This window comes from Pseudomonas brassicacearum subsp. brassicacearum, assembly GCF_008801605.1.
GTDB classification, from domain to species: domain Bacteria; phylum Pseudomonadota; class Gammaproteobacteria; order Pseudomonadales; family Pseudomonadaceae; genus Aquipseudomonas; species Aquipseudomonas brassicacearum.
In genome coordinates this window covers 549,225-575,310 of record NZ_VZPJ01000002.1, presented here as the reverse complement: position 1 = coordinate 575,310, position 26,086 = coordinate 549,225, and the positions used below count along the sequence as shown (strand labels likewise).

30 protein-coding genes are annotated in these 26,086 nt (G+C 62.7%); 18 read left to right on the top strand and 12 right to left on the bottom strand.

All coding sequences use genetic code 11. From position 1 onward, the window contains the following. Positions 1-9: 9 nt before the first annotated feature. Together F7R20_RS08470 and F7R20_RS08465 are read left to right on the top strand one after the other, a co-directional pair. On the top strand, positions 10-1,014 hold the full coding sequence (locus tag F7R20_RS08470; RefSeq protein WP_003177495.1) for an aspartate carbamoyltransferase catalytic subunit: 1,005 nt from the start codon (positions 10-12) through the stop codon (positions 1,012-1,014). Continuing rightward, positions 1,011-2,282 (top strand): dihydroorotase, encoded by a 1,272-nt coding sequence (locus tag F7R20_RS08465; protein WP_003206475.1) that lies wholly within the window; start codon positions 1,011-1,013, stop codon positions 2,280-2,282. The genes F7R20_RS08470 and F7R20_RS08465 overlap by 4 nt, the downstream gene beginning before the upstream one ends. Positions 2,283-2,405: 123 nt before the next feature. Here the strand turns inward: F7R20_RS08465 and F7R20_RS08460 are convergent, their stop codons facing one another. After that, on the bottom strand, positions 2,406-2,834 hold the full coding sequence (locus F7R20_RS08460) for an NINE protein (RefSeq protein WP_003206477.1): 429 nt from the start codon (positions 2,832-2,834) through the stop codon (positions 2,406-2,408). A 249-nt stretch (positions 2,835-3,083) separates the two neighbouring features. Here F7R20_RS08460 and F7R20_RS08455 point away from each other — a divergent pair, with 249 nt between their 5' ends. Continuing rightward, positions 3,084-3,695: a C40 family peptidase gene (locus F7R20_RS08455; protein WP_003206478.1), complete on the top strand. Its 612-nt coding sequence runs from the start codon at positions 3,084-3,086 to the stop codon at positions 3,693-3,695. 128 nt (positions 3,696-3,823) lie between these two features. Here F7R20_RS08455 and F7R20_RS08450 read toward each other — a convergent pair whose 3' ends face one another. Further along, positions 3,824-4,858 carry a type IV pilus twitching motility protein PilT gene (locus F7R20_RS08450; protein ID WP_003206482.1) on the bottom strand — a complete coding sequence of 345 codons (1,035 nt, stop codon included), beginning with the start codon at positions 4,856-4,858 and terminating at the stop codon, positions 3,824-3,826. 53 nt (positions 4,859-4,911) lie between these two features. Here F7R20_RS08450 and F7R20_RS08445 point away from each other — a divergent pair, with 53 nt between their 5' ends. From F7R20_RS08445 to F7R20_RS08400, 10 genes are all read left to right on the top strand, one after another. Beyond that, positions 4,912-5,598: a YggS family pyridoxal phosphate-dependent enzyme gene (locus tag F7R20_RS08445; RefSeq protein WP_003206483.1), complete on the top strand. Its 687-nt coding sequence runs from the start codon at positions 4,912-4,914 to the stop codon at positions 5,596-5,598. Between the two features lie 35 nt (positions 5,599-5,633). After that, positions 5,634-6,452, top strand: a complete 819-nt coding sequence (gene proC / locus F7R20_RS08440) for a pyrroline-5-carboxylate reductase (RefSeq protein ID WP_003206485.1) — start codon at positions 5,634-5,636, stop codon at positions 6,450-6,452. Between the two features lie 10 nt (positions 6,453-6,462). Then, on the top strand, positions 6,463-7,053 hold the full coding sequence (locus tag F7R20_RS08435) for a YggT family protein (protein ID WP_003206487.1): 591 nt from the start codon (positions 6,463-6,465) through the stop codon (positions 7,051-7,053). 5 nt (positions 7,054-7,058) lie between these two features. Then, positions 7,059-7,352, top strand: a complete 294-nt coding sequence (locus F7R20_RS08430) for a DUF167 domain-containing protein (protein WP_003206488.1) — start codon at positions 7,059-7,061, stop codon at positions 7,350-7,352. A 303-nt stretch (positions 7,353-7,655) separates the two neighbouring features. Continuing rightward, entirely contained in the window at positions 7,656-8,795 is a 1,140-nt protein-coding gene (gene metX, locus F7R20_RS08425) for a homoserine O-succinyltransferase MetX (RefSeq protein WP_003206490.1), read from the top strand. Positions 8,796-8,802: 7 nt separating this feature from the next. Then, on the top strand, positions 8,803-9,423 hold the full coding sequence (gene metW / locus F7R20_RS08420; RefSeq protein ID WP_003206492.1) for a methionine biosynthesis protein MetW: 621 nt from the start codon (positions 8,803-8,805) through the stop codon (positions 9,421-9,423). Positions 9,424-9,449: 26 nt separating this feature from the next. Then, complete coding sequence (locus F7R20_RS08415) at positions 9,450-9,884, top strand: DUF4426 domain-containing protein (protein WP_003206494.1); 435 nt, start codon at positions 9,450-9,452, stop codon at positions 9,882-9,884. Beyond that, the gene (rdgB, locus tag F7R20_RS08410; RefSeq protein WP_003206496.1) at positions 9,881-10,477 is read left to right on the top strand and encodes an RdgB/HAM1 family non-canonical purine NTP pyrophosphatase; all 597 of its coding nucleotides are present in this window, start codon (positions 9,881-9,883) and stop codon (positions 10,475-10,477) included. The genes F7R20_RS08415 and rdgB overlap by 4 nt, the downstream gene beginning before the upstream one ends. Next, positions 10,474-11,673 carry a radical SAM family heme chaperone HemW gene (hemW, locus tag F7R20_RS08405; protein WP_003206497.1) on the top strand — a complete coding sequence of 400 codons (1,200 nt, stop codon included), beginning with the start codon at positions 10,474-10,476 and terminating at the stop codon, positions 11,671-11,673. Before rdgB ends, hemW begins: the two co-directional genes overlap by 4 nt. 18 nt (positions 11,674-11,691) lie before the next feature. After that, a complete protein-coding gene (locus F7R20_RS08400) occupies positions 11,692-12,015 on the top strand; it encodes a DUF3392 domain-containing protein (protein ID WP_003177482.1) in 324 nt (107 codons plus the stop codon). A 163-nt stretch (positions 12,016-12,178) separates the two neighbouring features. Here F7R20_RS08400 and trmB read toward each other — a convergent pair whose 3' ends face one another. From trmB to F7R20_RS08380, 4 genes are all read right to left on the bottom strand, one after another. Further along, entirely contained in the window at positions 12,179-12,904 is a 726-nt protein-coding gene (gene trmB / locus F7R20_RS08395) for a tRNA (guanosine(46)-N7)-methyltransferase TrmB (RefSeq protein WP_003206499.1), read from the bottom strand. 9 nt (positions 12,905-12,913) lie between these two features. Then, positions 12,914-13,708 carry a thiazole synthase gene (locus F7R20_RS08390; RefSeq protein ID WP_003177480.1) on the bottom strand — a complete coding sequence of 265 codons (795 nt, stop codon included), beginning with the start codon at positions 13,706-13,708 and terminating at the stop codon, positions 12,914-12,916. A 54-nt stretch (positions 13,709-13,762) separates the two neighbouring features. Beyond that, complete coding sequence (gene thiS / locus F7R20_RS08385) at positions 13,763-13,963, bottom strand: sulfur carrier protein ThiS (RefSeq protein ID WP_018609493.1); 201 nt, start codon at positions 13,961-13,963, stop codon at positions 13,763-13,765. 90 nt (positions 13,964-14,053) lie between these two features. After that, positions 14,054-14,425: a DUF423 domain-containing protein gene (locus F7R20_RS08380; protein ID WP_003206503.1), complete on the bottom strand. Its 372-nt coding sequence runs from the start codon at positions 14,423-14,425 to the stop codon at positions 14,054-14,056. 73 nt (positions 14,426-14,498) lie between these two features. Here F7R20_RS08380 and mtgA point away from each other — a divergent pair, with 73 nt between their 5' ends. After that, positions 14,499-15,221: a monofunctional biosynthetic peptidoglycan transglycosylase gene (gene mtgA / locus F7R20_RS08375; RefSeq protein WP_003206505.1), complete on the top strand. Its 723-nt coding sequence runs from the start codon at positions 14,499-14,501 to the stop codon at positions 15,219-15,221. A 183-nt stretch (positions 15,222-15,404) separates the two neighbouring features. Here the strand turns inward: mtgA and rpoH are convergent, their stop codons facing one another. From rpoH to ftsY, 4 genes are all read right to left on the bottom strand, one after another. After that, complete coding sequence (gene rpoH, locus F7R20_RS08370) at positions 15,405-16,259, bottom strand: RNA polymerase sigma factor RpoH (protein WP_003177476.1); 855 nt, start codon at positions 16,257-16,259, stop codon at positions 15,405-15,407. Positions 16,260-16,373: 114 nt separating this feature from the next. After that, a complete protein-coding gene (gene ftsX, locus F7R20_RS08365; RefSeq protein WP_003206508.1) occupies positions 16,374-17,396 on the bottom strand; it encodes a permease-like cell division protein FtsX in 1,023 nt (340 codons plus the stop codon). Then, on the bottom strand, positions 17,393-18,064 hold the full coding sequence (gene ftsE / locus F7R20_RS08360; RefSeq protein WP_003177474.1) for a cell division ATP-binding protein FtsE: 672 nt from the start codon (positions 18,062-18,064) through the stop codon (positions 17,393-17,395). Before ftsE ends, ftsX begins: the two co-directional genes overlap by 4 nt. Continuing rightward, entirely contained in the window at positions 18,061-19,494 is a 1,434-nt protein-coding gene (ftsY, locus tag F7R20_RS08355; protein ID WP_003206511.1) for a signal recognition particle-docking protein FtsY, read from the bottom strand. Before ftsY ends, ftsE begins: the two co-directional genes overlap by 4 nt. A 344-nt stretch (positions 19,495-19,838) precedes the next feature. Here ftsY and F7R20_RS08345 point away from each other — a divergent pair, with 344 nt between their 5' ends. From F7R20_RS08345 to F7R20_RS08330, 4 genes are read left to right on the top strand one after another with little or no spacing between them, the layout of a single operon-like run. After that, positions 19,839-21,194, top strand: a complete 1,356-nt coding sequence (locus tag F7R20_RS08345; RefSeq protein ID WP_003206513.1) for a M16 family metallopeptidase — start codon at positions 19,839-19,841, stop codon at positions 21,192-21,194. Next, a complete protein-coding gene (locus tag F7R20_RS08340) occupies positions 21,187-22,677 on the top strand; it encodes a M16 family metallopeptidase (protein WP_003206515.1) in 1,491 nt (496 codons plus the stop codon). Before F7R20_RS08345 ends, F7R20_RS08340 begins: the two co-directional genes overlap by 8 nt. Continuing rightward, on the top strand, positions 22,677-23,288 hold the full coding sequence (rsmD, locus tag F7R20_RS08335; protein WP_003206517.1) for a 16S rRNA (guanine(966)-N(2))-methyltransferase RsmD: 612 nt from the start codon (positions 22,677-22,679) through the stop codon (positions 23,286-23,288). Before F7R20_RS08340 ends, rsmD begins: the two co-directional genes overlap by 1 nt. 31 nt (positions 23,289-23,319) lie before the next feature. After that, on the top strand, positions 23,320-24,318 hold the full coding sequence (locus tag F7R20_RS08330; RefSeq protein WP_003206520.1) for a hydrolase: 999 nt from the start codon (positions 23,320-23,322) through the stop codon (positions 24,316-24,318). A 137-nt stretch (positions 24,319-24,455) separates the two neighbouring features. Here F7R20_RS08330 and F7R20_RS08325 read toward each other — a convergent pair whose 3' ends face one another. Both F7R20_RS08325 and F7R20_RS08320 read right to left on the bottom strand, forming a co-directional pair. Then, positions 24,456-25,310, bottom strand: coding sequence for a sulfurtransferase (locus F7R20_RS08325; RefSeq protein WP_003206522.1), 855 nt, complete (start codon positions 25,308-25,310; stop codon positions 24,456-24,458). Positions 25,311-25,343: 33 nt separating this feature from the next. Next, positions 25,344-26,015: a TetR/AcrR family transcriptional regulator gene (locus tag F7R20_RS08320; RefSeq protein WP_003206524.1), complete on the bottom strand. Its 672-nt coding sequence runs from the start codon at positions 26,013-26,015 to the stop codon at positions 25,344-25,346. Between the last annotated feature and the right edge of the window lie 71 nt (positions 26,016-26,086).

Here is a 26,086-nt window from a genome sequence, read left to right as displayed (position 1 = left end):
TCCATCGCGATGACGCCTCTCGAAACCAAGCGCCCGCTGCAGCTCAACGATCAGGGCCAGCTGCGGCACTTCCTGTCCCTCGACGGCCTGCGCCGCGAGCTGCTGACGGAAATCCTCGACACTGCCGACTCGTTTCTCGAAGTCGGTGCCCGGGCGGTGAAGAAAGTTCCGTTGCTGCGCGGCAAGACCGTGTGCAACGTGTTCTTCGAAAACTCCACCCGCACCCGCACCACCTTCGAACTGGCGGCCCAACGGCTGTCGGCGGACGTGATCACCCTCAACGTGTCCACGTCCTCGGCGAGCAAGGGTGAAACCCTGCTCGACACCCTGCGCAACCTCGAAGCCATGGCCGCCGACATGTTCGTCGTGCGCCACGGCGACTCCGGCGCGGCGCACTTCATTGCCGAACACGTCTGCCCGCAAGTGGCGATCATCAACGGCGGCGACGGCCGTCACGCCCACCCGACCCAGGGCATGCTGGACATGCTGACCATCCGTCGGCACAAGGGCAGCTTCGAAAACCTGTCGGTGGCCATCGTCGGCGACATCCTGCACTCGCGGGTGGCCCGCTCGAACATGCTGGCCCTCAAGACCCTCGGCTGCCCGGACATCCGCGTGATCGCGCCGAAAACCCTGCTGCCCATCGGCGTCGAGCAATACGGCGTGAAGGTCTACACCGACATGACCGAAGGCCTCAAGGATGTGGACGTGGTGATCATGCTGCGCCTGCAACGCGAGCGCATGACCGGCGGCCTGCTGCCCAGCGAAGGCGAGTTCTACCGCCTGTTCGGCCTGACCACCGCACGCCTGGCCGGGGCCAAGCCGGACGCTATCGTCATGCACCCGGGGCCGATCAACCGCGGCGTGGAGATCGAGTCGGCGGTGGCCGACGGGCCGCACTCGGTGATTCTCAACCAGGTGACTTACGGCATCGCCATCCGCATGGCCGTGCTGTCCATGGCCATGAGCGGGCAAACGGCCCAGCGCCAATTCGACCAGGAGAACGCCCAGTGAAGCTCAGCATTCTCGGCGCACGCGTGATTGATCCAGCCAGTGGCCTGGATCAAGTGACTGATATCCATATCGATGCCTGCAAGATCGTCGCCCTTGGCGCGGTGCCGGCCGATTTCGTCGCGGTCGAGACCCTCGACGCCCAAGGCCTGGTGGCCGCTCCCGGCCTGGTGGACCTGAACGTCGCCCTGCGCGAACCGGGCTACAGCCGCAAAGGCAGTATCGTCAGCGAAACCCGGGCCGCCGCTGCCGGTGGCGTGACCAGCCTGTGCTGCCCGCCGCAGACCAAACCGGTGCTGGACACCTCGGCCGTAGCCGAACTGATCCTCGACCGTGCCCGCGAGGCCGGCAACACCAAGGTCTTCCCGATTGGCGCACTGAGCAAGGGCCTGGACGGCGAGCAACTGGCCGAACTCATCGCCCTGCGTGACGCCGGTTGCGTGGCGTTCGGCAACGGCCTGAACAGTTTCCGCAACACCCGTACCCTGTGCCGCGCCCTGGAATACGCGGCGACCTTCGGGCTGACGGTGATCTTCAACTCCCAGGACCACGACCTGGCCGAAGGTGGCCTGGCCCACGAAGGCCCGACCGCCAGTTTCCTCGGCCTGCCGGGCATCCCGGAAACCGCCGAGACCGTGGCCCTGGCCCGGGACCTGCTGTTGGTCGAGCAAAGCGGCGTACGCGCCCACTTCAGCCAGTTGACCAGTGCTCGCGGTGCGGCACTGATCGCCCAGGCCCAGGCCCGCGGCCTGCCGGTGACCGCCGATGTGGCGCTGTACCAGTTGATCCTGACCGACGAAGCGCTGATCGATTTCAACAGCGTCTACCACGTCCAGCCGCCACTGCGCACCCGCGCCGACCGCGATGGCCTGCGTGAGGCGGTGAAGTCCGGGGTGATTTCGGCCATCTCCAGCCATCACCAACCCCATGAACGCGATGCCAAGCTGGCACCGTTCGGCGCCACCGAGCCGGGCATCAGCAGCGTCGAACTGCTGCTGCCGCTGGCCTTGACGCTGGTGGAAGACGGTCTGCTGGACCTGCCGACCCTGCTGGCGCGCCTGAGCGCCGGCCCGGCCCAGGCGCTGCAACTGCCGGCGGGGAAACTCGCGGTTGGCGCCGCGGCGGACCTGGTGCTGTTCGACCCCGCCGCCTCCACCGTGGCCGGTGAAGCCTGGCGTTCCAAGGGTGACAACTGCCCGTTCCTCGGCCATAGCCTGCCGGGGGTGGTGCGTTACACCCTGATGGATGGGCGGATCACACACCAGGCCTGAAAAACTGCGTCGCTCTCATCGCGAGCAAGCTCGCTCCCACAGGGATCTTTGGTGAACACATGCCCCGTGAACACCTCGATCCAGTGTGGGAGCGAGCTTGCTCGCGATGCAGGCGACCCGGTCTTACTGAAAAGCCCCACGCTTCTGCGCATTACGAATCGACACCTGATCATTCAGCGTCCAGAAGTCATACAGAACCCCCAGGAAAAACACCCCGCCGGTCAGCAGGTAGAGAATCCCGCTGAGCCATTTGCCCTGGTACATGCGGTGTACGCCCAGCACCCCGAGAAACGTCAACAGAATCCACGCCACGCTGTATTCGATAGGCCCCGGGGTGAAACGCAGGTCCGCTTCGCGATCCATGGCCGGAATCAGGAACAAGTCGATCAGCCAGCCAATGCCCAGCAGGCCGAAGGTGAAGAACCAGATCGTGCCCGTGACCGGCTTGCCGTAATAGAAACGATGGGCACCGGTGAAACCGAAAATCCACAGCAGATACCCAATGACCTTGCTGTGAGTATCGCGGATTGCATCCTGCTGATAGCTGTTCATGAATGGCCTCTTTTGCCTCGATAGATAAATTTTTTCGGAGTTTTTGTGACTTTTTCGTGTCCAGCCGACAAGCGGTCCTCGGCGACTCGAGCCGGCGAAAGCCCCGTGGTATAGGGGTTCTGTCAGACAATCAGGTCAATTTGTCGCATTTTGCTGGGTTTTGCGCTGCGTTTCGAATCGACAAACGGCCTCGGAAACGCAAAAAAAGCTGTTATAAAGTTGCGCGCCAACCTTTAAGAGCCTTGCCTAATGCGTCCATTTTTCAAGACATGGCTAACCATTTGCCTATTATTGCCACTGGCCGCCCACGCCACCAATCGTGAGCAACGTCTTCCCAACGTCAACGGCTATACCCCGAAATCCCATGTTTCTGCTTCCTTGAGCAAGAACAAGCCAGGCGCCCAGCGCGTGAGCACAGCCAACAGCAAGCTGGTCCCGCCGATGGCGACCAAAGCGAGCAGCAATGTGTTGAGCCGCGCCGTGAATGTACTCGGCACACCTTATCGTTGGGGCGGCAGTAGCCCAAGTAAAGGTTTCGATTGCAGCGGACTGGTGAAATACGCCTTCAACGACGCTACCTTCGACCTTCCGCGCACCTCCAACGCCATGGCCGCCGGTCATGGCGAGAAAGTCGATCGCAAGGACCTCAAGCCCGGCGACCTGATCTTCTTCAAGCTCAAGAGCCGCCGGGTCAACCACGTGGCCATCTACCTGGGCAACGACCGCTTCATCCACGCCCCGCGCCGTGGCAAGTCGGTGAGCATCGACACCTTGAACAAGCCGTACTGGGACACTCACTACGTGGTGGCCAAGCGCGTGCTGCCGAAAGAGCCGGGTGCGATGCGCGTGGTTCAGCGCTGATTCCGGCACTTTTGCTGTAGCTGATGACCTCATCGCGAGCAAGCTCGCTCCCACACTGGATTTCCATTCGCTGAAAGTCCTGTGGGAGCGAGCTTGCTCGCGATGAGGCCTGCAAAAGCACCACCCCTCTAGAAGTTATCCGGCGTACGCGCCCGCTCCCGCGCATGTTCGCGGCTGATCAGCCCCTTGTTCACCAAGTCCTTCAGGCACATGTCCAGCGTCTGCATCCCCAGCGAACCGCCGGTCTGGATGGCCGAGTACATCTGCGCCACCTTGTCTTCGCGGATCAGGTTCCGGATGGCCGAGGTACCCAGCATGATTTCATGCGCCGCGATCCGGCCGCCGCCGATTTTCTTGACCAGCGTCTGGGAAATCACCGCCTGCAACGATTCCGACAACATCGAGCGAACCATGGACTTCTCGTCACCAGGGAACACGTCCACCACCCGGTCGATGGTCTTGGCCGCCGACGTGGTATGCAGGGTGCCGAACACCAGGTGCCCGGTTTCCGCGGCGGTCAGCGCCAGGCGAATGGTTTCAAGGTCGCGCATCTCCCCCACCAGGATCACGTCCGGGTCCTCCCGCAGGGCCGAACGCAGGGCCGTGGAGAAACCCTGGGTGTCGCGGTGCACCTCACGCTGGTTGATCAGGCATTTGCGCGGTTCGTGAACGAATTCGATAGGGTCTTCGATGGTGAGGATGTGATGGTGCTTGTGGCTGTTCAAGTAATCGATCATGGCCGCCAGGGTGGTGGATTTGCCTGACCCGGTCGGCCCGGTCACCAACACCAGCCCACGAGGCGCCTCGGTCACTTTGCGAAACACCTCGCCCATCCCCAGGTCTTCCATGGTCAGGACTTTCGACGGAATGGTCCGAAACACCGCCCCCGCACCGCGATTCTGGTTGAAAGCGTTGACCCGGAACCGCGCGACGCCCGGTACCTCGAAAGAAAAGTCAGTCTCCAGAAACTTTTCGTAATCTACTCGCTGCCGGTCGTTCATGATGTCGTAGATCAGTTCATGAACCTGCTTGTGGTCCAGTGCCGGCAGGTTGATGCGCCTGACATCGCCATCGACGCGGATCATCGGTGGCAGCCCGGCGGACAGGTGCAGGTCCGACGCGCCCTGCTTGGCGCTGAACGCCAGTAACTCAGTGATATCCATAGCGCTCCTCAATTCCAGTAGAATGCCGCGAACCTCACCGCTGGCGCTTCTTTATGTCCACGATAGCAGACAACATCGCTCAGGTTAGTTCGCGCATCCGCGCTGCGGAGCAGGCCGCCCAGCGTGCCGAACACAGTGTCAAACTGCTGGCCGTGAGCAAGACCAAACCCGTCCAGGCCCTGCGCGAAGCCTATGCTGCCGGCCTGCGGGACTTCGGCGAGAACTACCTGCAAGAAGCCTTGGGCAAACAGCTCGAACTGACCGACCTGCCCTTGATCTGGCACTTCATCGGCCCCATTCAATCGAACAAGACGCGCGCTATCGCCGAACATTTCGACTGGGTGCATTCCGTGGATCGCTTGAAAATTGCACAGCGCCTGTCCGAGCAGCGCCCGGCCGACTTGCCACCGCTGAATATCTGCATTCAGGTCAACGTCAGCGGTGAAGCCAGCAAATCCGGCTGCACCCCGGCGGACCTACCCGCCCTGGCCAACGCCATCAGCGCCCTGCCCCGCCTGAAACTGCGCGGGTTGATGGCGATTCCCGAACCCACCGAAGACCGCGCCGCCCAGGACGCCGCCTTCGCCGCCGTTGAACGCCTGCAAGCCAGCCTGGCGCTACCGCTGGACACCCTTTCCATGGGCATGAGCCACGACCTTGAGTCGGCCATTGCCCAGGGCGCCACCTGGGTGCGCATCGGTACTGCCCTGTTTGGTGCCCGCGACTACGGTCAATCCTGAAACATGGCCGACTCATCTCTTTATAAGGACCTGTCATGAGCAACACGCGTATTGCCTTCATCGGCGCCGGCAACATGGCCGCCAGCCTGATCGGCGGCCTGCGGGCCAAGGGCCTGGACGCTTCCCTGATCCGCGCCAGCGATCCGGGCGAAGAGACCCGCACCCGGGTGAGCGCCGAACACGGTATCGAAACCTTCGCCAACAACGCCCAGGCCATCGACGGCGCGGACGTCATCGTGCTGGCGGTCAAGCCGCAGGCGATGAAAACCGTCTGCGCGGCCCTGCGCCCAAGTCTCAAGCCTCATCAACTGGTGGTGTCGATTGCCGCCGGCATCACGTGCGCCAGCATGAACAAATGGCTCGGCGAGCAGCCGATCGTACGCTGCATGCCCAACACCCCGGCACTGCTGCGCCAGGGCGTCAGCGGCCTGTTCGCCACTTCCCAAGTGTCCGCTGCACAACGCCAGCAGGCCGAAGAACTGCTGTCGGCTGTCGGCCTGGCACTGTGGCTGGACACCGAACAGCAACTGGACGCCGTCACCGCCGTCTCCGGCTCGGGCCCGGCGTACTTCTTCCTGCTGATCGAAGCCATGACCGCCGCCGGCGAGAAACTCGGCCTGCCCCGGGAAACCGCCGCCAGGCTGACCTTGCAGACCGCCCTCGGTGCCGCGCACATGGCGGTGTCCAGCGACGTCGATGCCGCCGAGCTGCGCCGCCGCGTGACCTCGCCGGCCGGCACCACCGAAGCGGCCATCAAATCGTTCCAGGCCGGGGGCTTCGAAGCCCTGGTGGAAAAAGCACTCGGCGCCGCCGCGCACCGCTCGGCCGAAATGGCCGAACAACTGGGCCAATAAGGAGCCATTCATGATTGGATTGAACACTGCAGCGGTCTACGTGCTGCAAACCCTCGGCAGCCTGTACCTGCTGATCGTGCTGCTGCGCTTCGTGCTGCAACTGGTGCGCGCCAACTTCTACAACCCGCTGTGCCAGTTCATCGTCAAGGCCACCCAGCCACTGCTCAAGCCGCTGCGTCGGATCATCCCGAGCCTGTTCGGCCTGGACATGTCGTCGCTGGTCCTGGCGATCCTCGTGCAACTGGCGCTGATGGCCCTGACCCTGCTGCTGACCTACGGCACCACCGGCAACCCGCTGCAACTGCTGATCTGGTCGATCATTGGCGTGACCGCGCTGTTCCTGAAGATTTTCTTCTTCGCCCTGATCATCAGCGTGATCCTGTCGTGGGTCGCGCCGGGCAGCCATAACCCGGGCGCCGAACTGGTGAACCAGATCTGCGAGCCGGCCCTGGCGCCGTTCCGCCGCATCCTGCCGAACCTCGGTGGCCTGGATATCTCGCCGATCCTGGCGTTCATGGTGCTCAAGCTGATCGACATGCTGGTGATCAACAACCTGGCGGCGATCACCATGATGCCGGAAATCCTGCGCCTGCTGATCTGACCCACGTGAGCTACTTTCGCTGGGATGGCGACGACCTGATCCTGGAGTGTCACCTGCAACCGGCAGCCCGCAGCGATGATTTCGCCGGGCTGCACGGTGACCGCCTGAAGATCCGCCTCACCGCCCCGCCGGTCGAAGGCAAGGCCAATGCGTACCTGATGGCGTTCCTGGCCAAGGCGTTTGGCGTGTCCAAGAGCCAGGTCAGCCTGGTCAGTGGCGAATTGAACCGGCAGAAACGGGTGCGCATCCATTCACCGAAGAAACTGCCGGAGTTGCCGGGCCTCGTCCGGCCCACCTGATCCGGCTTGGATCGGGGGCATAGTTAACCCTGTGGCGAGGGAGCCTGCTTCCGCTGGGTGGCACCTGTAGAAGCTGCCGGAGGCTGCGATCTTTTGTTTTGATCTTTCGCTTTGGCCCCACGGTACACAGGGGAAAGATCGCAGCCTCGTTGCACTCGACAGCTCCTACAGGGCCGCTTCGCGCCCCAGCGGGAGCAAGCTCCCTCGCCACAAAAACAACGGCGGACAATCAGCCGCACCTTTGCTTGCCGCCTGCCACAGCGGTCTTTAGACTTACGCCTCATTTCAACGCGAGCAGGGTCGATGCCAGCTGCCTTTCCCCCCGATTCCGTTGGTCTGGTGACGCCGCAAATGGCGCATTTCAGCGAGCCCCTGGCCCTGGCCTGCGGCCGTTCGTTGCCAGCCTATGACCTGATCTACGAAACCTACGGCACCCTCAATGCCACGGCGAGCAATGCCGTGCTGATTTGCCATGCCTTGTCGGGGCACCACCACGCCGCCGGCTACCACAGCATCGACGACCGCAAGCCCGGTTGGTGGGACAGCTGCATCGGCCCGGGCAAGCCCATCGATACCAGCAAGTTCTTCGTGGTCAGCCTGAACAACCTGGGCGGCTGCAACGGCTCCACCGGCCCCAGCAGCCTCAACCCGGACACCGGCAAACCTTTCGGCGCCGATTTTCCGGTGCTGACCGTGGAAGACTGGGTCCACAGCCAGGCGCGCCTGGCCGACCGCCTCGGGATCGGCCAGTGGGCAGCCGTGATCGGTGGCAGCCTGGGAGGCATGCAGGCCCTGCAATGGACCATCACCTACCCGGACCGCGTGCGCCACTGCCTGGCAATCGCCTCGGCGCCCAAGCTGTCGGCACAGAACATCGCCTTCAACGAAGTGGCGCGCCAGGCGATCCTCACCGACCCGGAGTTCCATGGCGGCTCGTTCCAGGAACACGGCGTGATCCCCAAGCGCGGGCTGATGCTGGCGCGGATGGTCGGGCACATCACCTACCTGTCCGACGACTCCATGGGCGAGAAATTCGGCCGTGGCCTCAAGAGCGAAAAGCTCAACTACGACTTCCACAGCGTCGAGTTCCAGGTCGAAAGCTACCTGCGTTACCAGGGTGAAGAGTTCTCCGGGCGCTTTGACGCCAACACGTACCTGCTGATGACCAAGGCACTGGACTACTTCGATCCGGCGGCGAACTTCGACGATAACCTGGCGAAAACCTTCGCCAACGCCACCGCCAAGTTCTGCGTGATGTCGTTCACCACCGACTGGCGCTTCTCCCCGGCGCGCTCGCGGGAGCTGGTGGACGCGCTGATGGCCGCGCGCAAGGACGTCTGCTACCTGGAAATCGACGCGCCCCAGGGTCACGACGCCTTTTTGATCCCGATCCCGCGCTACCTGCAGGCGTTCGGCAACTACATGAACCGTATAACGCTGTGAGGACGCCATGAGAGCCGATCTGGAAATCATCCAGGAATGGATCCCCGCCGGCAGCCGCGTGCTCGACCTGGGCTGCGGCAACGGCGAACTGCTGACCTGGCTGCGGGACAACAAGCAAGTCAGCGGCTACGGCCTGGAAAACGACCCGGACAACATTGCCGAATGCGTCGCCAAGGGCATCAACGTCATCGAGCAGGACCTGGACAAGGGCCTGGGCAACTTTGCCAGCAACAGCTTCGACATCGTGGTCATGACCCAGGCGCTGCAAGCAGTGCACTACCCGGACAAGATCCTCGACGAAATGCTGCGGGTTGGACGCCAGTGCATCATCACCTTCCCCAACTTCGGCCACTGGCGTTGCCGCTGGTACCTGGCGAGCAAGGGCCGCATGCCGGTTTCGGAGTTCCTGCCCTACACCTGGTACAACACGCCGAACATCCATTTCTGCACCTTCGAGGATTTCGAGGCGCTGTGCCGCGAGCGTGAAGCCAAGGTCATCGATCGCCTGGCCGTGGACCAACAGCACCGCCACGGGTGGGCCAGCAAGCTATGGCCTAATCTGTTAGGTGAGATAGGCATCTATCGGGTCAGCAGCCCAGGCCTTACCGATTATCAGGTCGCGGTGTAAGCCCCCGGCCTTACCAGGAGCACGACATGAACCGTCTAGCGTTGTTTCTCATCACCGCTTGCCTGAGCGTTGGCGCCATGGCCGCCGACGTTATCAAGGGCGAGCGCAAGGAAGTGTTCGGTGATATCACCGTGCACTACAACACCTTCAACTCCACCTTCCTGACACCGGACATCGCCAAGGCCGCCGAGCTGATTCGCAGCAAGCAACAAGGCGTGATCAACATCTCGGTGCTCAAGGATGGCAAGCCCTTGATGGCCCAGGTCAGCGGCACGGTGAAAGACCTCACCAGCCAGAGCGTCCCGCTGCAATTCAAGCAGGTGACCGAGCCAGGCGCGATCTACTACATCGCCCAGTATCCGGTGGATCAACAGGAAGTCCGGACCTTCGAAATCAAGGTGCAAACCGGCGACAAGATCAACACCATCAACTTCAACCAGGAACTGTTTCCGGGCCAATGATCAACTTCACCCAACTCGTACTGGCCAGCCACAACGCCGGCAAACTCAGGGAACTGCAAGCCATGCTCGGCGGGTCGGTGCAGTTGCGCTCGATTGGCGAGTTCAGCCAGGTGGAACCGGAAGAGACCGGCCTGTCGTTCGTCGAGAACGCCATCCTCAAGGCCCGCAATGCCGCACGCATCTCGGGCCTGCCAGCGCTGGCCGACGATTCCGGGCTGGCCGTGGACTTCCTGGGCGGCGCGCCAGGCATTTACTCGGCCCGCTACGCCGACGGCAAAGGTGACGCGGCGAACAACGCCAAGCTGCTCGACGCCCTCAAGGACGTGCCCGAAGCCGAGCGCGGCGCTCAGTTCGTGTGTGTGCTGGCCCTGGTCCGCCATGCCGATGACCCATTGCCGATCCTCTGCGAAGGCCTGTGGCACGGGCGCATTCTCACCGAAGCCAGCGGCGAGCACGGTTTTGGCTATGACCCGTTGTTCTGGGTGCCGGAGCGCAATTGCTCCAGCGCCGAGCTGGGGCCGGTGGAAAAGAATCAACTGAGCCACCGCGCCCGCGCCATGGCCCTGCTGCGTCAACGCCTGGGCCTGCAATGATCGACGACACTCCCGCACCGCTGATCCATGGCGGTGTACAAACACCTCGGGCGCCACTGCCAGTGCTGCCGCCCCTGGCGTTGTACGTCCACATCCCGTGGTGCGTGCGCAAATGCCCGTATTGCGACTTCAACTCCCACACCGCCAGCCCGCAGTTGCCGGAAGAGGAATATGTCGACGCCTTGCTGGCCGACCTCGACCAGGATCTGCACGCGGTTCATGGTCGGCCGTTGAGCTCGATCTTTTTCGGCGGCGGCACCCCGAGCCTGTTCAGCGCCCAAGCCTTGGGGCGATTGCTCAAGGGTGTGGAAGCGCGGATACCGTTCGCCCAGGACATTGAAATCACCCTGGAAGCCAACCCCGGCACCTTCGAGCAGGAAAAATTCGTCGCTTACCGGGCCTTGGGCATCAATCGCCTGTCCATCGGTATCCAGAGTTTCCAGCAGGCCAAGCTCGAGGCCCTGGGCCGGATCCACAACGGCGACGAGGCGGTGCGCGCCGCCGGCATGGCTCGCCAGGCCGGTTTCGACAATTTCAACCTGGACCTGATGCATGGGCTGCCCGACCAGTCCCTGGAAGACGCCTTGAGCGACCTGCGCCAGGCCATCGCCTTGAAGCCGACGCATTTGTCCTGGTACCAGCTGACGCTGGAGCCGAATACGGTGTTCTGGAACCAGCCGCCGACATTGCCCGAAGACGACACGCTGTGGGACATCCAGGAAGCCGGGCAAGCCTTGCTGGCCGAACACGGCTACGCCCAATACGAAGTCTCGGCCTACGCCCAACCCGGCCGGGCGGCGCGGCATAACCTCAACTACTGGAGCTTCGGCGACTTCATCGGCATTGGTGCCGGCGCCCACGGCAAGCTCAGCCATCCGGACGGGCGCATCGTGCGCACCTGGAAGACCCGCCTGCCCAAGGACTACCTCAACCCGGCCAAGAGCTTCCAGGCCGGCGAGAAAACCCTGGCCAACGAAGAGCTGCCGTTCGAGTTCCTGATGAACGCCCTGCGCCTGACCGCGGGCGTGGAAGCGCGGCTGTACCCGGAGCGCACCGGGCTGCCCCTGCAAAGCCTGGCCGAAGGCCGGCGCGAGGCCGAACAAAGCGGGTTGTTGCAGGTCGAACCGACACGTCTGGCGGCCACCGAGCGCGGACAGCTGTTTCTCAACGACTTGCTGCAGACATTTCTGAGCTGATCAAAACAAGGAAATCGAATGGATCTGGTACTCGACCTGTTGGCCACCGTGTCCCGCTGGAGCCGCAGCAACCTGTCGGAAATCTCCCTGGCATTGGTAGGCTGCCTGTTGGTGCTGTTTGGTGCCGACATCAAGGGCTGGGTCGAACAACGCCTGGGCAGCATCGCTGGCGCCTTGCGCGTCCCGCTGATCGCCCTGCTGTGCATGATCGGCAGCGGCGCGGCACTGATCTACGCCACGCCGTGGGTCGTTCGGGGCTTGAGCCAGTTCAACAACTACAGCCTGGCGCCGGTGTTGTTGGTGGTACTGGTGTTGATAGGCGTAGTCGCGGATCGGCGCTGAGCCGAAACACACCGCCAAACACATGTGGGAGCAAGGCTTGCCCACGATAGCAGCGCCTCGGTACCCACTTGAAACCCGAATTGCCTGCATCGCGAGCAAGCTTTGCTCCCACAAAGCCTTGCTCCCACAGAAGCTCAGTCACACATTGAGCATCGCGTGATGTTTAAGCCAACTTCTCGAACTTCAAATCCCAAACCCCGTGCCCAAGGCGTTCGCCTCGGCGCTCGAACTTGGTGATCGGCCGTTCAGCCGGGCGTGGCACGCACTTGCCGTCTTCGGCCAGGTTGCGATAGCCCGGGGCGACGTTCATCACTTCCAGCATGTATTCGGCGTAGGGTTCCCAGTCGGTAGCCATGTGCAACACACCGCCGACCTTCAACTTGCTGCGCACCAGTTCAGCGAACGACGCCTGGACGATACGGCGCTTGTGGTGGCGGCTTTTGTGCCAAGGGTCCGGGAAGAACAGCATCAGCCGGTCGAGGCTGTTATCGGCCACGCAGCGACTGAGCACTTCGATGGCGTCGCAATCGTAGACCCGCAGGTTGGTCAGCCCTTGGGTCAGCACGCCATTGAGCAGTGCACCGACGCCCGGACGATGGACTTCCACCCCGATGAAATCCTGCTCCGGCGAGGCGGCGGCCATTTCCAGCAACGAATGGCCCATGCCGAAGCCGATTTCCAGCGAGCGCGGGGCCGAGCGGCCGAAGACCTGGTCAAAATCCACCGGCGCATCGGCCAGCGGCAGGACAAACAGCGGCGCGCCCTGCTCCAGGCCGCGCTGCTGGCCTTCAGTCATGCGCCCGGCGCGCATCACGAAACTCTTGATGCGGCGGTGCTGGCGCTCTTCGCCTTCTTCCGGCAGGACCGGCGTGTCGTTCGATTCAGTCATCAATGGCTCTTACTTGATCAGACCATCCAGCGGCGAGGAGGCGCTGGCGTAAAGTTTTTTCGGCATGCGGCCAGCCAGGTACGCCAGGCGACCGGCGACGATGGCGTGCTTCATGGCTTCGGCCATGAGGATCGGCTGCTGGGCGTGGGCGATGGCCGAGTTCATCAGCACCGCTTCGCAACCCAGTTCCATGGCGATGGTGGCGTCGGAAGCGGTACCGACACCGGCATCCACCAACACCGGGATCTTGGCTTCTTCCAGGATGATCTGCAGGTTGTACGGGTTGCAGATCCCCAGGCCTGTGCCGATCAGGCCGGCCAGCGGCATGACCGCGATGCAGCCGATTTCCGCCAATTGACGGGCGATGATCGGGTCATCGCTGGTGTAGACCATCACGTCGAAGCCTTCCTTGACCAGGGTTTCAGCGGCCTTGAGGGTTTCGATCACGTTGGGGAACAGGGTTTTCTGGTCCGCCAGCACTTCCAGCTTCACCAGGTTGTGGCCGTCGAGCAGCTCACGGGCCAGGCGGCAGGTGCGCACGGCCTCGATAGCGTCGAAGCAACCGGCGGTGTTCGGCAGGATGGTGTAGCGGTCCGGCGGCAGGATATCCAGCAGGTTCGGTTCGCCCGGGTTCTGGCCGATGTTGGTCCGGCGCACGGCGACGGTCACGATTTCGGCGCCCGAGGCCTCGATGGCCAGGCGGGTTTCTTCCATGTCGCGATATTTGCCGGTGCCTACCAGCAAACGCGACTGGTAGGTACGACCGGCCAGGACGAAGGGCTTGTCGCTACGAACGATGCTCATGGGAAATCCTCTGTTGGGGTGAGGTTCTTGCGAAATGCTGCGAAACCGAGGCGACTAGCCGCCGCCAATGGCATGAACCACTTCGACGCTGTCGCCATCGTTCAACGTGGTTTCGGCGTGCTGGCTGCGCGGGACGATATCCAGATTGAGTTCCACCGCGACGCGGCGTCCGGTGAGTTCCAGACGGGTCAGCAGGGCCGCGACGGTTTCACCGTCGGGCAGATCAAGGGGTTCGCCGTTCAACTGAATGCGCATGCCGGATGCCGCCATCATTTTTAGGGGCTGGCATTCTAGCCCGATCAGTCTGGGCGACCCAAGCCATTCGTCATGAAATGGACCGCCCGGTCAGCCCAGCCGCCAGGCGGCAAGCCCCAGGCACACCCAGCCGATCAGGAACGCCACACCGCCCAACGGCGTGATGATGCCCAGCTTGCTGATGCCCGTGAGGGTCAGCAGGTACAGGCTGCCGGAGAACAACAGGATGCCGACCACAAATGAAACCCCGGCCCAGGTGACGATGCGGCCGGGAATGTGTGTGGCCAGCAGCGCAACGCCCAGCAACGCCAGGGTGTGCACCAGTTGGTAGGTGACGCCGGTGTGGAAAATCGCCAGGTATTCGGCGCTCAGGCGGCTTTTCAGGGCATGGGCGGCAAATGCCCCCAGCGCCACGCCTGTGAAGCCGAAAAAAGCGGCCAGCATCAGAAAGCTACGCAGCATGAGAACTCCAGTCAGACTCGATGGACAGGGTCTGTATAATGGCCCGCTCGACGGGTTCGGCCAAGCCATCTCTATGCTGCGTTTATTATTTCGACGATTCCTTAAAGCCCTGCTCTGGTTCGCCGTTGGCAGCGTTGTGCTCGTGCTGTTGTTTCGGGTGGTACCGCCGCCGTTCACGGCGCTGATGATCGAGCGCAAGGTTGAATCCTGGTTCGGCGGCGACCCCATCGACCTGCAACGCACCTGGCAGCCTTGGGACCAGATCTCCGATAGCCTGAAAGTGGCGGTGATTGCTGGCGAAGACCAGAAATTCCCCGAGCACTGGGGCTTCGACATCGGCGCGATCCAGGCCGCGTTCGCCCACAATGGGCGTGGCGGTTCAATTCGCGGCGCCAGTACCCTCAGCCAGCAAGTGTCCAAGAACCTGTTCCTGTGGTCGGGCCGCAGCTGGCTGCGCAAGGGGCTGGAGGCCTGGTTCACCGCACTGATCGAAGTGTTCTGGCCCAAGCAGCGGATCCTTGAGGTGTACCTCAACAGTGTCGAGTGGGATGACGGCGTGTTCGGGGCCGAAGCCGCAGCACGACATCATTTTCGCGTAGGCGCCGACGCCTTGTCCCGGCAACAGGCCAGCCTGCTGGCGGCGGTCTTGCCTAACCCGCGCAAATGGAGCGCCGGCCGACCGAGCCCCTATGTGCTGCGGCGGGCTGGCTGGATTCGTCAGCAGATGAGCCAGTTGGGGGGCGACAGTTATTTGCTGGAACTCAACAATTCGCGGCGAGCGCCTTGGGCCCAGTAGCTGCAACACTGAAGCCCCACCTGTGGGAGCGAGCTTGCTCGCGATAGCGGCGGGTCAGCCACATTGAAGTTGACTGATCTACCGCTATCGCGAGCAAGCTCGCTCCCACAGGGGATTGCAGCGCACAAACAAAAACGCCCCGATCATCACTGATCGGGGCGTTTTTTATGGCCGCTATCGCAGTCAGGCGGCGATCGACACCTTGAGCTTGTTCATCGCGCTCTTCTCAAGCTGACGAATCCGCTCGGCCGACACGTTGTACTTCTGCGCCAGGTCGTGCAGCGTGGCTTTTTCCTCAGCCAGCCAGCGCTGGTAGAGGATGTCGCGGCTGCGCTCGTCCAGCACTTCCAGGGCTTCGTGCAGGTTGGTGTTGGAGTTGTCACTCCAGTCGGCGTCTTCCAGTTGACGCGCCGGGTCGTACCGGTGGTCTTCCAGGTAGTTGGCCGGCGATTGGAAAGCGCTGTCGTCGTCCGCTTCGGCGGCCGGGTCGAAGGCCATGTCATGGCCGGTCAGGCGACTTTCCATCTCGCGCACTTCCCGAGGCTCTACGCCCAGGCTTTCGGCGACACGGTGGACTTCTTCGTTGTTCAGCCAGGCCAGGCGCTTCTTCTGGCTGCGCAGGTTGAAGAACAGCTTGCGCTGGGCCTTGGTGGTCGCGACTTTCACGATGCGCCAGTTGCGCAGGATGAACTCGTGGATTTCCGCCTTGATCCAGTGCACCGCAAACGACACCAGGCGCACACCCATTTCCGGGTTGAAACGCTTGACCGCCTTCATCAGGCCGACGTTGCCTTCCTGGATCAGGTCGGCCTGGGCCAGCCCGTAGCCGGAATAGCTGCGGGCGATATGTACGACAAAACGCAGGTGGGCGAGCACCATCTGCCGAGCCGCCTCAAGATCCTGCTCATAATAGAGACTCTCGGCCAGTTCACGCTCCTGCTCGGGGGTCAGCAATGGAATGCTGTTGACCGTGTGCACATAGGCCTCCAGGTTCGCACCCGGGACCAGAGCATAAGCAGGTTGCAAAGAAGTGGTCATACGAAAAAACCTCCGACTCACATAACTCGTGCAGTTCAGCACTGCGAAAATTGACCGGGAACCCTAGGACAAGTTCCCACAAAAACTGAAAGGTCAATACACGCAAAAAAACACTTATTTTGGCGCAAGCTCACGCAAGTGGCGTGCGACCGCAATCCATGCACCGATATAACCCAACAGCACCGCGCCAAGCAAGAGCGACAGACCGTCGGCGACTGGCACGCCGGCCAGCGAGAAATCACTGCCGTACAAACCGGCCAACCCTGTTACCGCATCGTTCAGCCAGTCCAGGCCGAACGCCAATACACCCCAGGACAGAATCCCGGCACCGAAGCCATACAGCGCGCCCATATAAAGGAAGGGCCTGCGTACATAACTGTCCGTACCGCCGACGAGTTTAATCACTTCTATCTCGGTGCGGCGGTTTTCAATATGAAGACGAATGGTATTGCCTATCACCAAAAGTAATGCAGAAACCAGCAGCACCGTCAGACCGAAGACAAACCGGTCGCCGAGCTTGAGGATCGCCGCAAGACGCTCGACCCAGACTAGATCAAGTTGCGCCTGTTGTACCTTCGGCAACTCGGAAAGTCTTTGTCTTAATGCTTCAAGGGTCGGTTTGTCGACCTCATTCGGCGTCACCAGCACCACGCCCGGCAGCGGGTTCTCCGGCAGTTCCTTGAGGGCTTCGCCCAGGCCGGACTGCTGCTGGAATTCTTCAAGCGCCTGCTCGCGCCCGATGTATTCGGCATCGGCCACGCCCGGCATGGCCTTGATCTGCTCGCGCAACGCCTGGCCCTCGCCGGGGCTCGCGTCCATCTGCAGATACAGGGAAATCTGCGCCGCGCGCTGCCAGGAGCCGCCCAGGCGCTCCACATTGCTTAGCAATAATGACAGGCCCATGGGCAGGCTCAGGGCAACCGCCATCACCATGCAGGTAAAGAAGCTGCCAATGGGTTGCTTGCCCAGGCGCCGCAGGCTGTCCAGCAGGCTGGCGCGATGGCTTTCGATCCAGGCGCGCAGCAGCGTGGAAAAGTCCGGGCCGTCATCATCGTCGCGTTTTTTCTTTTGCGGCTGCGGATCGGAGGCCTTCGGGGCCACGCGTTCGGCCACTTTCGGGCTGCGAGTAGCACTCATACACCCGCCTCCCCGTCACCAATCAGGCGTCCGCGCTGCAATGTGAGCATGCGGTGACGCATACGTGCGATCAATGCCAGGTCGTGACTGGCAATCAGCACACTGGTGCCCAGGCGGTTGATGTCTTCGAATACGCCCATGATCTCCGCAGCCAGGCGCGGGTCGAGGTTACCGGTAGGTTCGTCCGCCAGCAGCAAGGCCGGACGATGGACGATGGCGCGGGCGATGCCGACGCGCTGCTGTTGACCGGTGGACAGGTCGCCCGGGTACAGGTCGGTCTTGTCCGACAGGGCCACGCGCTCCAGGGCCGAGTCCACGCGCTTGATGATCTCGGCCTTGGACAACCCGAGGATCTGCAACGGCAACGCCACGTTGTTGAACACCGTGCGATCGAACAGCAATTGGTGATTCTGGAACACCACGCCGATCTGCCGTCGCAGGTAGGGAATCTGGGCATTGCTGATGGTGCTCAGGTCCTGGCCGGCCAGCAGCAGTTTGCCGGTGGAGGGCCGCTCCATCGCCAGCAGCAGGCGTAGCAAGGTACTTTTACCGGCGCCGGAATGGCCGGTGACAAACAGAAACTCGCCCCGACGGACCCGAAAGCTCAGCTCATGCAAGCCGACGTGACCGTTCGGATAGCGTTTACCGACCTGCTCGAAACGAATCATGAATGCTCCCGTTCGGCAAACAGTGCCTGGACAAAGGGCTCGGCTTCAAAGGTGCGCAAGTCGTCGATGCCTTCACCCACACCGATATAGCGAATGGGCAGACCGAACTGCTTGGCCAGGGCGAAAATCACCCCGCCCTTGGCGGTGCCGTCGAGCTTGGTCAAGGCCAGCCCGGTCAGTTCGACGGTCTGGTTGAATTGCTTGGCCTGGTTGATGGCGTTCTGGCCGGTACCGGCGTCCAGCACCAGCAGCACTTCGTGGGGTGCGTCGGCGTCGAGCTTGCCGATCACCCGGCGCACCTTCTTCAACTCTTCCATCAGGTTGTCTTTGGTGTGCAGGCGACCGGCCGTGTCGGCGATCAACACATCGATGCCACGGGCCTTGGCGGCCTGCACGGCGTCGAAGATCACCGAAGCGGAGTCGGCGCCGGTGTGCTGGGCAATCACCGGGATCTTGTTGCGCTCGCCCCACACTTGCAGCTGTTCGACCGCAGCCGCGCGGAAGGTGTCGCCCGCCGCCAGCATGACTTTCTTGCCTTCGAGCTGCAGCTTCTTGGCCAGCTTGCCGATGGTGGTGGTCTTGCCAGCACCGTTGACGCCGACGACCAGGATCACGAACGGCTTGTTCTGCGAGGCGATCACCAGCGGCTTTTCAACCGGCTTGAGCAGACTGGTCAGCTCGCCTTGCAGGGATTTGTACAGCGCATCGGCGTCGGTCAGCTGCTTGCGCGCGACCTTCTGGGTCAGGCTCTGGATGATCACCGAGGTGGCCTCGACACCGACGTCGGCGGTCAGCAGGCGAGTCTCGATATCTTCCAGCAATTCGTCGTCGATGACTTTCTTGCCCAGGAACAGGCTGGCCATGCCTTCGCCGATGCTGGCGCTGGTCTTGGACAGGCCCTGCTTGAGGCGGGCGAAGAAGCCGACCTTGTTTTCCTCGGCGTTACGGACGGGCTCGACGGGGGCGATGGTTTCCAACAGGGCAGGTGCTGGCTCGGGCGCGGCTTGCGCAACCACGGGTGCAACGACGGCGACCGGCGGCTCAATGACAGCGTCGACGACTGGCGCCTCGACAACCTGCGTCGGCGCTGGAATCGGCGGGGTGATATGGGGCGTCGTTTCCTCGACCAGCGCGACCGGCTCTTCCGCCACCGGCAAGGTCAACCAGGGGGTTTGCTCGACGGGCGGGGTCAGCGGTTGCTCGGCCACCGGCTCAGCAACGGTCTCAGGCTCGACCGGTTGCAGCACCGGCTCGGCAATCGGCAGGACGATGGGCGCGGTTTCTTCGACCACTGCCTCGGCGGCGGGCTCAGGCAGCGGTTGTGGCTGTTCGACGACGGTTTCCTGCGGCTTCTTGCGCAGCCATCCGAACAGGCCTTTTTTCTCGCCAGCCGCAGCTGGGGTCTTCTTGTCGTCGTTGGAACCAAACATGGAGGACGGCTATCTCACGGTAGCGAAGCGCCACAAGGGCGCCTCGGTGATAAATATTCAATGCTGAACAGACTGCGTTTCATCCAGCTTGTTCACGCGCAACATTTTGTCGAGACGTCCCAAGGACACCCCAAAGTCGATTTTTTCGAAGGACTGGTACGGCATCATCGGCGAAAACGCCGGGATCAACGGGCAAACCCGACATTTCTCCGGGGAACCCAGACAACCCCGGGCCGATAAAAGGCCCGATAGGCGTGGCCGCCAGTAAAACGGACCGTTATCCTAGCACCCTCTCGCCCGCCGACGCTAAGACCTAGCGGGCAACCCAACAGGTTTAAACACGAATGAATGCTCTTGCCCGCCGCGCCGCAGGCCTGCTGCTCAGCACAGTTTGTCTGCCCTTTTCAGCCTTGGCTGCCGACCCACAACCCACCCACGAATTTACCCTCGACAACGGCCTGAAGGTCGTCGTGCGCGAAGACCATCGTGCGCCGGTGGTGGTCTCCCAGGTCTGGTACAAGGTTGGCTCCAGCTACGAAACGCCAGGCCAGACCGGTTTGTCCCACGCCCTTGAGCACATGATGTTCAAGGGCAGTGAAAAAGTCGGCCCCGGCGAAGCGTCGCTGATCCTGCGCGACCTCGGTGCCGAAGAGAACGCCTTCACCAGCGATGACTTCACCGCCTATTACCAGGTATTGGCCCGCGATCGCCTGGGCGTGGCTTTCGAACTGGAAGCCGACCGCATGGCCAGCCTGCGCCTGCCGCCGGAGGAGTTCAGCCGCGAGATCGAAGTGATCAAGGAAGAACGCCGCATGCGCACCGACGACAAGCCCATGTCCAAGGCCTATGAGCGCTTCAAGGCCATGGCTTACCCGGCCAGCGGCTACCACACGCCGACCATCGGCTGGATGGCCGACCTGGACCGGATGACCGTCGAGGAGCTGCGTCACTGGTACGAGTCCTGGTACACCCCGAACAACGCGACCCTGGTGGTGGTCGGCGACGTGACGCCGGACGAGGTCAAGTCCCTGGCCCAGCGATATTTCGGCCCGATTGCACGGCGCGCGGTGCCGGTCGCGAAAATCCCCCTGGAGCTCGGCGAACCCGGCGAGCGCCAGATCACCTTGCATGTGCAAACCCAACTGCCCAGCGTGATGCTGGCCTTCAATGTGCCCAGCATCGCCACCGCGACGGACAAGGGTTCAGTCAACGCGCTGCGGCTGATCTCGGCCCTGTTGGACGGTGGCTACAGCGGGCGGATCCCGACGCAGCTGGAGCGCGGCGAAGAGCTGGTGTCTGGTGGTTCGTCGAGCTACGACGCCTACACCCGTGGCGACACGCTGTTCACGTTGTCGGCGACGCCCAACACCCAGAAAAACAAAACCATCGCCCAAGCCGAAGCCGGCCTGTGGCGCTTGCTTGAACAGTTGAAAACCACCGCGCCGACTGCCGAAGAGCTGGAACGCGTGCGCGCCCAGGTCATCGCCGGCCTGGTCTATGAACGCGACTCGATCACCAGCCAGGCCACCGCCATCGGCCAGCTGGAGACCGTCGGTTTGTCCTGGAAGCTGATGGACACCGAACTCGCTGAACTGCAAAGCGTGACCCCGCAAGATATCCAGAAGGCAGCCCAACTGTATTTCACCCGCTCGCGCCTGAGCGTTGCGCATGTCCTGCCCGAGGAGAAAGCTCATGAGTGAGCGCAAATCACGGCGCCCGGTATTGATCGGCCTGGCGCTCATCGCCCTGGCCGGCTCCCTGGCGTTCTATCTGTCGCCGACCACCGACGTCACCGCCAGCCAGGCATTGGATAACGCCAAGTCCGGCAACAAGCTGCAATCATTGGCGGAACTGGACGGTAAAGCCCCCAGCCACCGCCAGCTCGACGTGCAAACCTGGAAAACCGCCGACGGCGCCAAGGTGCTGTTCGTCGAAGCCCGCGAATTGCCAATGTTCGACCTGCGCCTGACCTTCGCCGCCGGCAGCAGCCAGGACGGCGACGCTCCCGGCCTCGCACTGCTGACCAACGCCATGCTCAACGAGGGCGTGGCCGGCAAGGACGTCAGCGCCATTGCCCAAGGCTTCGAAAGCCTCGGTGCCGATTTCGGTAACGGCGCCTACCGGGACATGGCCGTGGCGTCCCTGCGCAGCCTCAGCGCAGCCGACAAGCGTGAGCCGGCATTGAAGCTGTTCGCCGAGGTCGTCGGCAAACCGACCTTCCCTGCCGACTCCTTCGCCCGCATCAAGAACCAGATGCTCGCCGGTTTCGAATACCAGAAACAGAACCCAGGCAAACTGGCCGGACTGGAACTGATGAAGCGCTTGTACGGCGATCATCCTTATGCCCACTCCAGCGACGGCACCGCCGACAGCATTCCGCCAATCACCCTGGCCCAGGCCCGGGCGTTCCACGCCAAGGCCTATGCCGCCGGCAACGCAGTGATCGCGCTGGTGGGGGATTTGTCCCGCGCCGAAGCCGAAGCGGTTGCCAACCAGGTGTCCGCCGCGCTGCCCAAAGGCCCGGCGCTGGCGAAAACCCCGCCACCGGTGGAACCCAAGGCGAGCATTGGCCACATCGAATTCCCGTCCAAGCAGACCAACCTGATGCTCGCGCAACTGGGCATCGACCGCGACGATCCGGACTATGCCGCCGTGTCCCTGGGCAACCAGATCCTCGGCGGTGGCGGCTTCGGTACTCGGCTGATGACCGAGGTTCGGGAAAAGCGCGGCCTGACCTACGGCGTGTACTCTGGTTTCACGGCGATGCAAGCCCGCGGCCCGTTCATGATCAATCTGCAAACCCGTGCGGAAATGAGCGAAGGCACCTTGAAACTGGTGCAGGACGTGTTCGCCGACTACCTCAAGAATGGTCCCACCCAGAAAGAACTCGATGATGCCAAGCGTGAGTTGGCCGGCAGTTTCCCGCTGTCCACCGCCAGCAATGCCGACATCGTCAGCCAGCTCGGCGCCATGGGTTTCTATGACTTGCCGCTGAGCTACCTGGAGGACTTCATGCGTCAGTCCCAGGAACTGACCGTCGAGCAGGTCAAGGCCGCACTGAACAAGCACCTGAGCACCGACAAAATGGTCATCGTCACCGCCGGCCCGAGCGTGCCGCAAAAACCGCTGCCGCCCCCCACTGACAAACCTGCCGAGCAGCCGCTCGGGGTTCCGGAGCACTAATGGCCCGCCCATCGAATTCCAGCAAGAAACCCGTGCACAACGGTGTGAACCAGTTGCGCATCATCGGCGGCGAATGGCGTAGCCGGCGCTTGAGCTTCCCTGACGCCCCGGGCCTGCGCCCCACTCCCGACCGCGTGCGCGAAACCCTGTTCAACTGGCTCGCACCCTACGTAGCGGGTGCCCGGGTGCTCGACCCGTTCGCCGGCAGCGGCGCGCTGTTTCTCGAGGCCCTGTCCCGTGGCGCCGCCATGGGCCAGGCGCTGGACGCCAGCAACCTGGCGGTCTCCAGCCTGAAAGAACACTTGGGCACCCTGCGCTGCACCGTCGGCCAGGTGCAGACCGCCGACGCACTGCGCTACCTGGACAGCCAACCGGCGACACCTTTCGACCTGGTGTTCCTCGACCCACCTTTCAACCAGAACCTGTTGCCGACGGTCTGCGCCTTGCTCGAGGAACGTCAGTGGTTGTCCGAGGATGCCTGGGTCTACACTGAAAGCGAAACCGCCCCGTCCACCCTGGGCTTGCCGGGCAATTGGCGCTTGCATCGCGAGCAGAAATCCGGACGGGTGTATTACGCGTTGTGGCAGCGTTTGGCAAAGGACATTGACTGAACGGCTGACCAGTGCATCGAGAATAATAATGATGTCCGCCGCATCTGAGCGTTTCGTCCCTGCCCCGGGCCTTGGCAACCCGCACTTGCAAACCCTGTGGGGCCCGTTATGGCGCCAGACCACCCACATCGAGCGCCAACGCGAGCGCTTGTGGCTGGAGGACGGTGATTTCCTCGACCTTGACTGGCACGGCCCCCACAGCGCCGAGGCACCACTGGTGCTGGTGCTGCACGGGCTGACCGGTTCTTCCAACTCGCCTTACGTGGCCGGGCTGCAGCAAGCGCTCGGTCGCCAGGGCTGGGCCAGTGCGGCCTTGAACTGGCGTGGCTGCTCGGGTGAGCCGAACCTTCTGCCCCGCAGCTACCACTCGGGCGTCAGCGAAGACCTGGCCGCCGCCATCGCTCACTTGCGCGCCCGCCGGCCCTTGGCGCCGCTGTTTGCGGTGGGTTATTCACTGGGCGGCAATGTGCTGCTCAAGCACTTGGGGGAAACCGGCCGCGACAGCCAGTTGCAAGGGGCGGTGGCGGTCTCGGTGCCGTTTCGCCTCGACCAGTGTGCCGATCGCATCGGCCAGGGATTCTCCAGGTTCTACCAGGCGCATTTCATGCGCCAGCTCGTGGCCTATGTGCGCAACAAGCAACGCCAGTTCCAGCACGACGGACGCCACGAAGGCCTGGCGACTCTCGCGGCGCTTGGCCCGTTGGAAAACATGCGCACCTTCTGGGACTTTGACGGCCGGGTGACCGCGCCGCTGCACGGGTTCTCCGATGCAGCGGATTACTACCGCCGTGCCTCCAGCCGTTATTTCATGGCCGGTATCAGCACGCCGACCCTGGTTATCCAGGCCGCCGACGATCCTTTTGTGTTTCCTCACAGCCTGCCAGAGCCGGGCGAATTATCCGCCTCGACCCGGATTGAACTGCACGCCCAGGGCGGGCATGTGGGGTTTGTCGACGGAACCCTGCGGCGCCCGGGGTACTACCTGGAGCGGCGGATTCCCGATTGGCTGGCCAACCTGGCGCACGACTGAGCGTGATGGTTCATGACCAATACACATCCCCTGTGGGAGCTAGCTTGCTCGCGATAGCGGTGGGTCAGCAACATTGAAGTTGACTGTCACACCGTCTTCGCGAGCAAGCCCGCTCCCACATTGGTTCCGGGTGTTTGTTATTCGCCCTTCGCCACGCCCCGCTGGGGATCATTGATCCACTCACTCCACGAGCCAGCATACAGCCGCCCCAACGGGTAGCCTGCCAGGCACAAGGCAAACAGGTTATGACACGCCGTCACGCCTGAGCCGCAATAGGCCACCAGGTCAGTGGGCGAGCGCTCGCCCAGTTTTTCGGCGAAGCGCTGCTTGAGCTGATCGGCCGGCAAGAAGCGGCCATCGGCGCCCAGGTTGTCGGTGAACGCCGCGCACTGGGCGCCCGGGATATGCCCGGCTATCGGGTCGATGGGCTCGACTTCACCTTTGAAACGCGGCAACGCCCGGGCATCCAGCAGGGTCATGTCCGCTTGGCCAAGGCGTTGGTGCAGCGCTTGGGCGCTGAGCACCAAGCTCGCATCCGGTGCCCCGCTGAAGGTCCCGCGACTGTTCTGCGGCGGATCCAGGCTCAAAGGCAAGCCAGCGGCGTGCCAGGCCTTGAGCCCGCCGTCGAGGATGTACACGCCATCGCGCTTGCCCAGCCAGGCCAGCAACCACCAGGCCCGCGCGGCATAGGCGCCGGGGCCGTCGTCGTACAGCACGACATCGCTATCGTTATCGATCCCCCAGGCCTTGAGGCGCTCGATCAATGCCCCCGACTCCGGCAGCGGATGACGTCCGGTCACACCTTTGGTCACCGGCCCGCTCAGGTCGCGCTCAAGGTCCGCGAACGCTGCACCGGCGATGTGGCCCTCGGCATAACTGCGCTGACCGTAATCGGGGTCTTCCAGGGCAAAACGGCAATCGAGGATGACCAGCCCAGGCTGTGATCGCCGCTGTTCGAGGGCTTGAGGGCTGATGAGTCGCGCAATGGGCATGATGAGCTCCTGTGGCTAAGTCGGGGATCGGTCCTACTGCCCTTCCTCCAGGGTCTGGGCCAGGGGGACGTAATACTCTTTGAACAGTGCATCCACTTCTTCGCGGGCCTGATCGGTCACGAAACCGGCCTCCAACACCAGCACCTGATACACGCCACGCTTGATGGCCTGCTCGCTCAGGTGGCTGAAGTTTTCCCGCGTGGTGCACAGGAACCGCACCCAGGACGTGAGGATGATCCAGGCATTGAGGGTCAGGGACTCGATCTGCACCCGGTCCATCTTCAGGATGCCGGCGGCAACGAAGCCTTCATAAATCGCGGTACCGTGGATCAGGCTGCGCTGGGAAAACCGTCGATAGCGCGCCGCAAGGTCCGGATCGCTGTCGAGCAGATGTTCCAGGTCCCGGTGCAGGAAACGGTAGCGCCACATGGCTGCCAGCAGCTCCTGCAAATAGAAGCGCTTGTCCTCCACCGTGGCCGCACGGCCCTGGGGCGGGCGCAAGAAGCTGTCCACCAGGTTCTCGTATTCACTGAACAACACGGCGATGATCGCCTGCTTGTTGGGGAAGTGGTAATAGAGGTTGCCTGGGGACATGTCCATGTGGGCGGCAATGTGGTTGGTGCTGACGCTGCGCTCGCCTTGCTGGTTGAACAGCTCGAGGCTGTTTTGCACGATGCGCTCGCTGGTTTTCATTCGTGGGGCCATGGTTTGGGCTTTAATTCGACGAAGGCATTGATCGGCATCTTACGACCTATCGGTCACAGGAAAAACCCATC

What these genes read in the sequence shown, in the direction of transcription:
- F7R20_RS08470 (WP_003177495.1), top strand. Translation starts at nt 10, where the DNA reads ATGACGCCTCTCGAAACCAAGCGCCCGCTGCAGCTCAACGATCAGGGC.
- F7R20_RS08460 (WP_003206477.1), bottom strand. Translation starts at nt 2,834, where the DNA reads ATGAACAGCTATCAGCAGGATGCAATCCGCGATACTCACAGCAAGGTC.
- F7R20_RS08455 (WP_003206478.1), top strand. Translation starts at nt 3,084, where the DNA reads ATGCGTCCATTTTTCAAGACATGGCTAACCATTTGCCTATTATTGCCA.
- F7R20_RS08450 (WP_003206482.1), bottom strand. Translation starts at nt 4,858, where the DNA reads ATGGATATCACTGAGTTACTGGCGTTCAGCGCCAAGCAGGGCGCGTCG.
- F7R20_RS08445 (WP_003206483.1), top strand. Translation starts at nt 4,912, where the DNA reads ATGTCCACGATAGCAGACAACATCGCTCAGGTTAGTTCGCGCATCCGC.
- proC (WP_003206485.1), top strand. Translation starts at nt 5,634, where the DNA reads ATGAGCAACACGCGTATTGCCTTCATCGGCGCCGGCAACATGGCCGCC.
- F7R20_RS08435 (WP_003206487.1), top strand. Translation starts at nt 6,463, where the DNA reads ATGATTGGATTGAACACTGCAGCGGTCTACGTGCTGCAAACCCTCGGC.
- metX (WP_003206490.1), top strand. Translation starts at nt 7,656, where the DNA reads ATGCCAGCTGCCTTTCCCCCCGATTCCGTTGGTCTGGTGACGCCGCAA.
- metW (WP_003206492.1), top strand. Translation starts at nt 8,803, where the DNA reads ATGAGAGCCGATCTGGAAATCATCCAGGAATGGATCCCCGCCGGCAGC.
- F7R20_RS08415 (WP_003206494.1), top strand. Translation starts at nt 9,450, where the DNA reads ATGAACCGTCTAGCGTTGTTTCTCATCACCGCTTGCCTGAGCGTTGGC.
- rdgB (WP_003206496.1), top strand. Translation starts at nt 9,881, where the DNA reads ATGATCAACTTCACCCAACTCGTACTGGCCAGCCACAACGCCGGCAAA.
- hemW (WP_003206497.1), top strand. Translation starts at nt 10,474, where the DNA reads ATGATCGACGACACTCCCGCACCGCTGATCCATGGCGGTGTACAAACA.
- F7R20_RS08400 (WP_003177482.1), top strand. Translation starts at nt 11,692, where the DNA reads ATGGATCTGGTACTCGACCTGTTGGCCACCGTGTCCCGCTGGAGCCGC.
- trmB (WP_003206499.1), bottom strand. Translation starts at nt 12,904, where the DNA reads ATGACTGAATCGAACGACACGCCGGTCCTGCCGGAAGAAGGCGAAGAG.
- F7R20_RS08390 (WP_003177480.1), bottom strand. Translation starts at nt 13,708, where the DNA reads ATGAGCATCGTTCGTAGCGACAAGCCCTTCGTCCTGGCCGGTCGTACC.
- thiS (WP_018609493.1), bottom strand. Translation starts at nt 13,963, where the DNA reads ATGCGCATTCAGTTGAACGGCGAACCCCTTGATCTGCCCGACGGTGAA.
- F7R20_RS08380 (WP_003206503.1), bottom strand. Translation starts at nt 14,425, where the DNA reads ATGCTGCGTAGCTTTCTGATGCTGGCCGCTTTTTTCGGCTTCACAGGC.
- mtgA (WP_003206505.1), top strand. Translation starts at nt 14,499, where the DNA reads ATGCTGCGTTTATTATTTCGACGATTCCTTAAAGCCCTGCTCTGGTTC.
- rpoH (WP_003177476.1), bottom strand. Translation starts at nt 16,259, where the DNA reads ATGACCACTTCTTTGCAACCTGCTTATGCTCTGGTCCCGGGTGCGAAC.
- ftsX (WP_003206508.1), bottom strand. Translation starts at nt 17,396, where the DNA reads ATGAGTGCTACTCGCAGCCCGAAAGTGGCCGAACGCGTGGCCCCGAAG.
- ftsE (WP_003177474.1), bottom strand. Translation starts at nt 18,064, where the DNA reads ATGATTCGTTTCGAGCAGGTCGGTAAACGCTATCCGAACGGTCACGTC.
- ftsY (WP_003206511.1), bottom strand. Translation starts at nt 19,494, where the DNA reads ATGTTTGGTTCCAACGACGACAAGAAGACCCCAGCTGCGGCTGGCGAG.
- F7R20_RS08345 (WP_003206513.1), top strand. Translation starts at nt 19,839, where the DNA reads ATGAATGCTCTTGCCCGCCGCGCCGCAGGCCTGCTGCTCAGCACAGTT.
- F7R20_RS08340 (WP_003206515.1), top strand. Translation starts at nt 21,187, where the DNA reads ATGAGTGAGCGCAAATCACGGCGCCCGGTATTGATCGGCCTGGCGCTC.
- rsmD (WP_003206517.1), top strand. Translation starts at nt 22,677, where the DNA reads ATGGCCCGCCCATCGAATTCCAGCAAGAAACCCGTGCACAACGGTGTG.
- F7R20_RS08330 (WP_003206520.1), top strand. Translation starts at nt 23,320, where the DNA reads ATGTCCGCCGCATCTGAGCGTTTCGTCCCTGCCCCGGGCCTTGGCAAC.
- F7R20_RS08325 (WP_003206522.1), bottom strand. Translation starts at nt 25,310, where the DNA reads ATGCCCATTGCGCGACTCATCAGCCCTCAAGCCCTCGAACAGCGGCGA.
- F7R20_RS08320 (WP_003206524.1), bottom strand. Translation starts at nt 26,015, where the DNA reads ATGGCCCCACGAATGAAAACCAGCGAGCGCATCGTGCAAAACAGCCTC.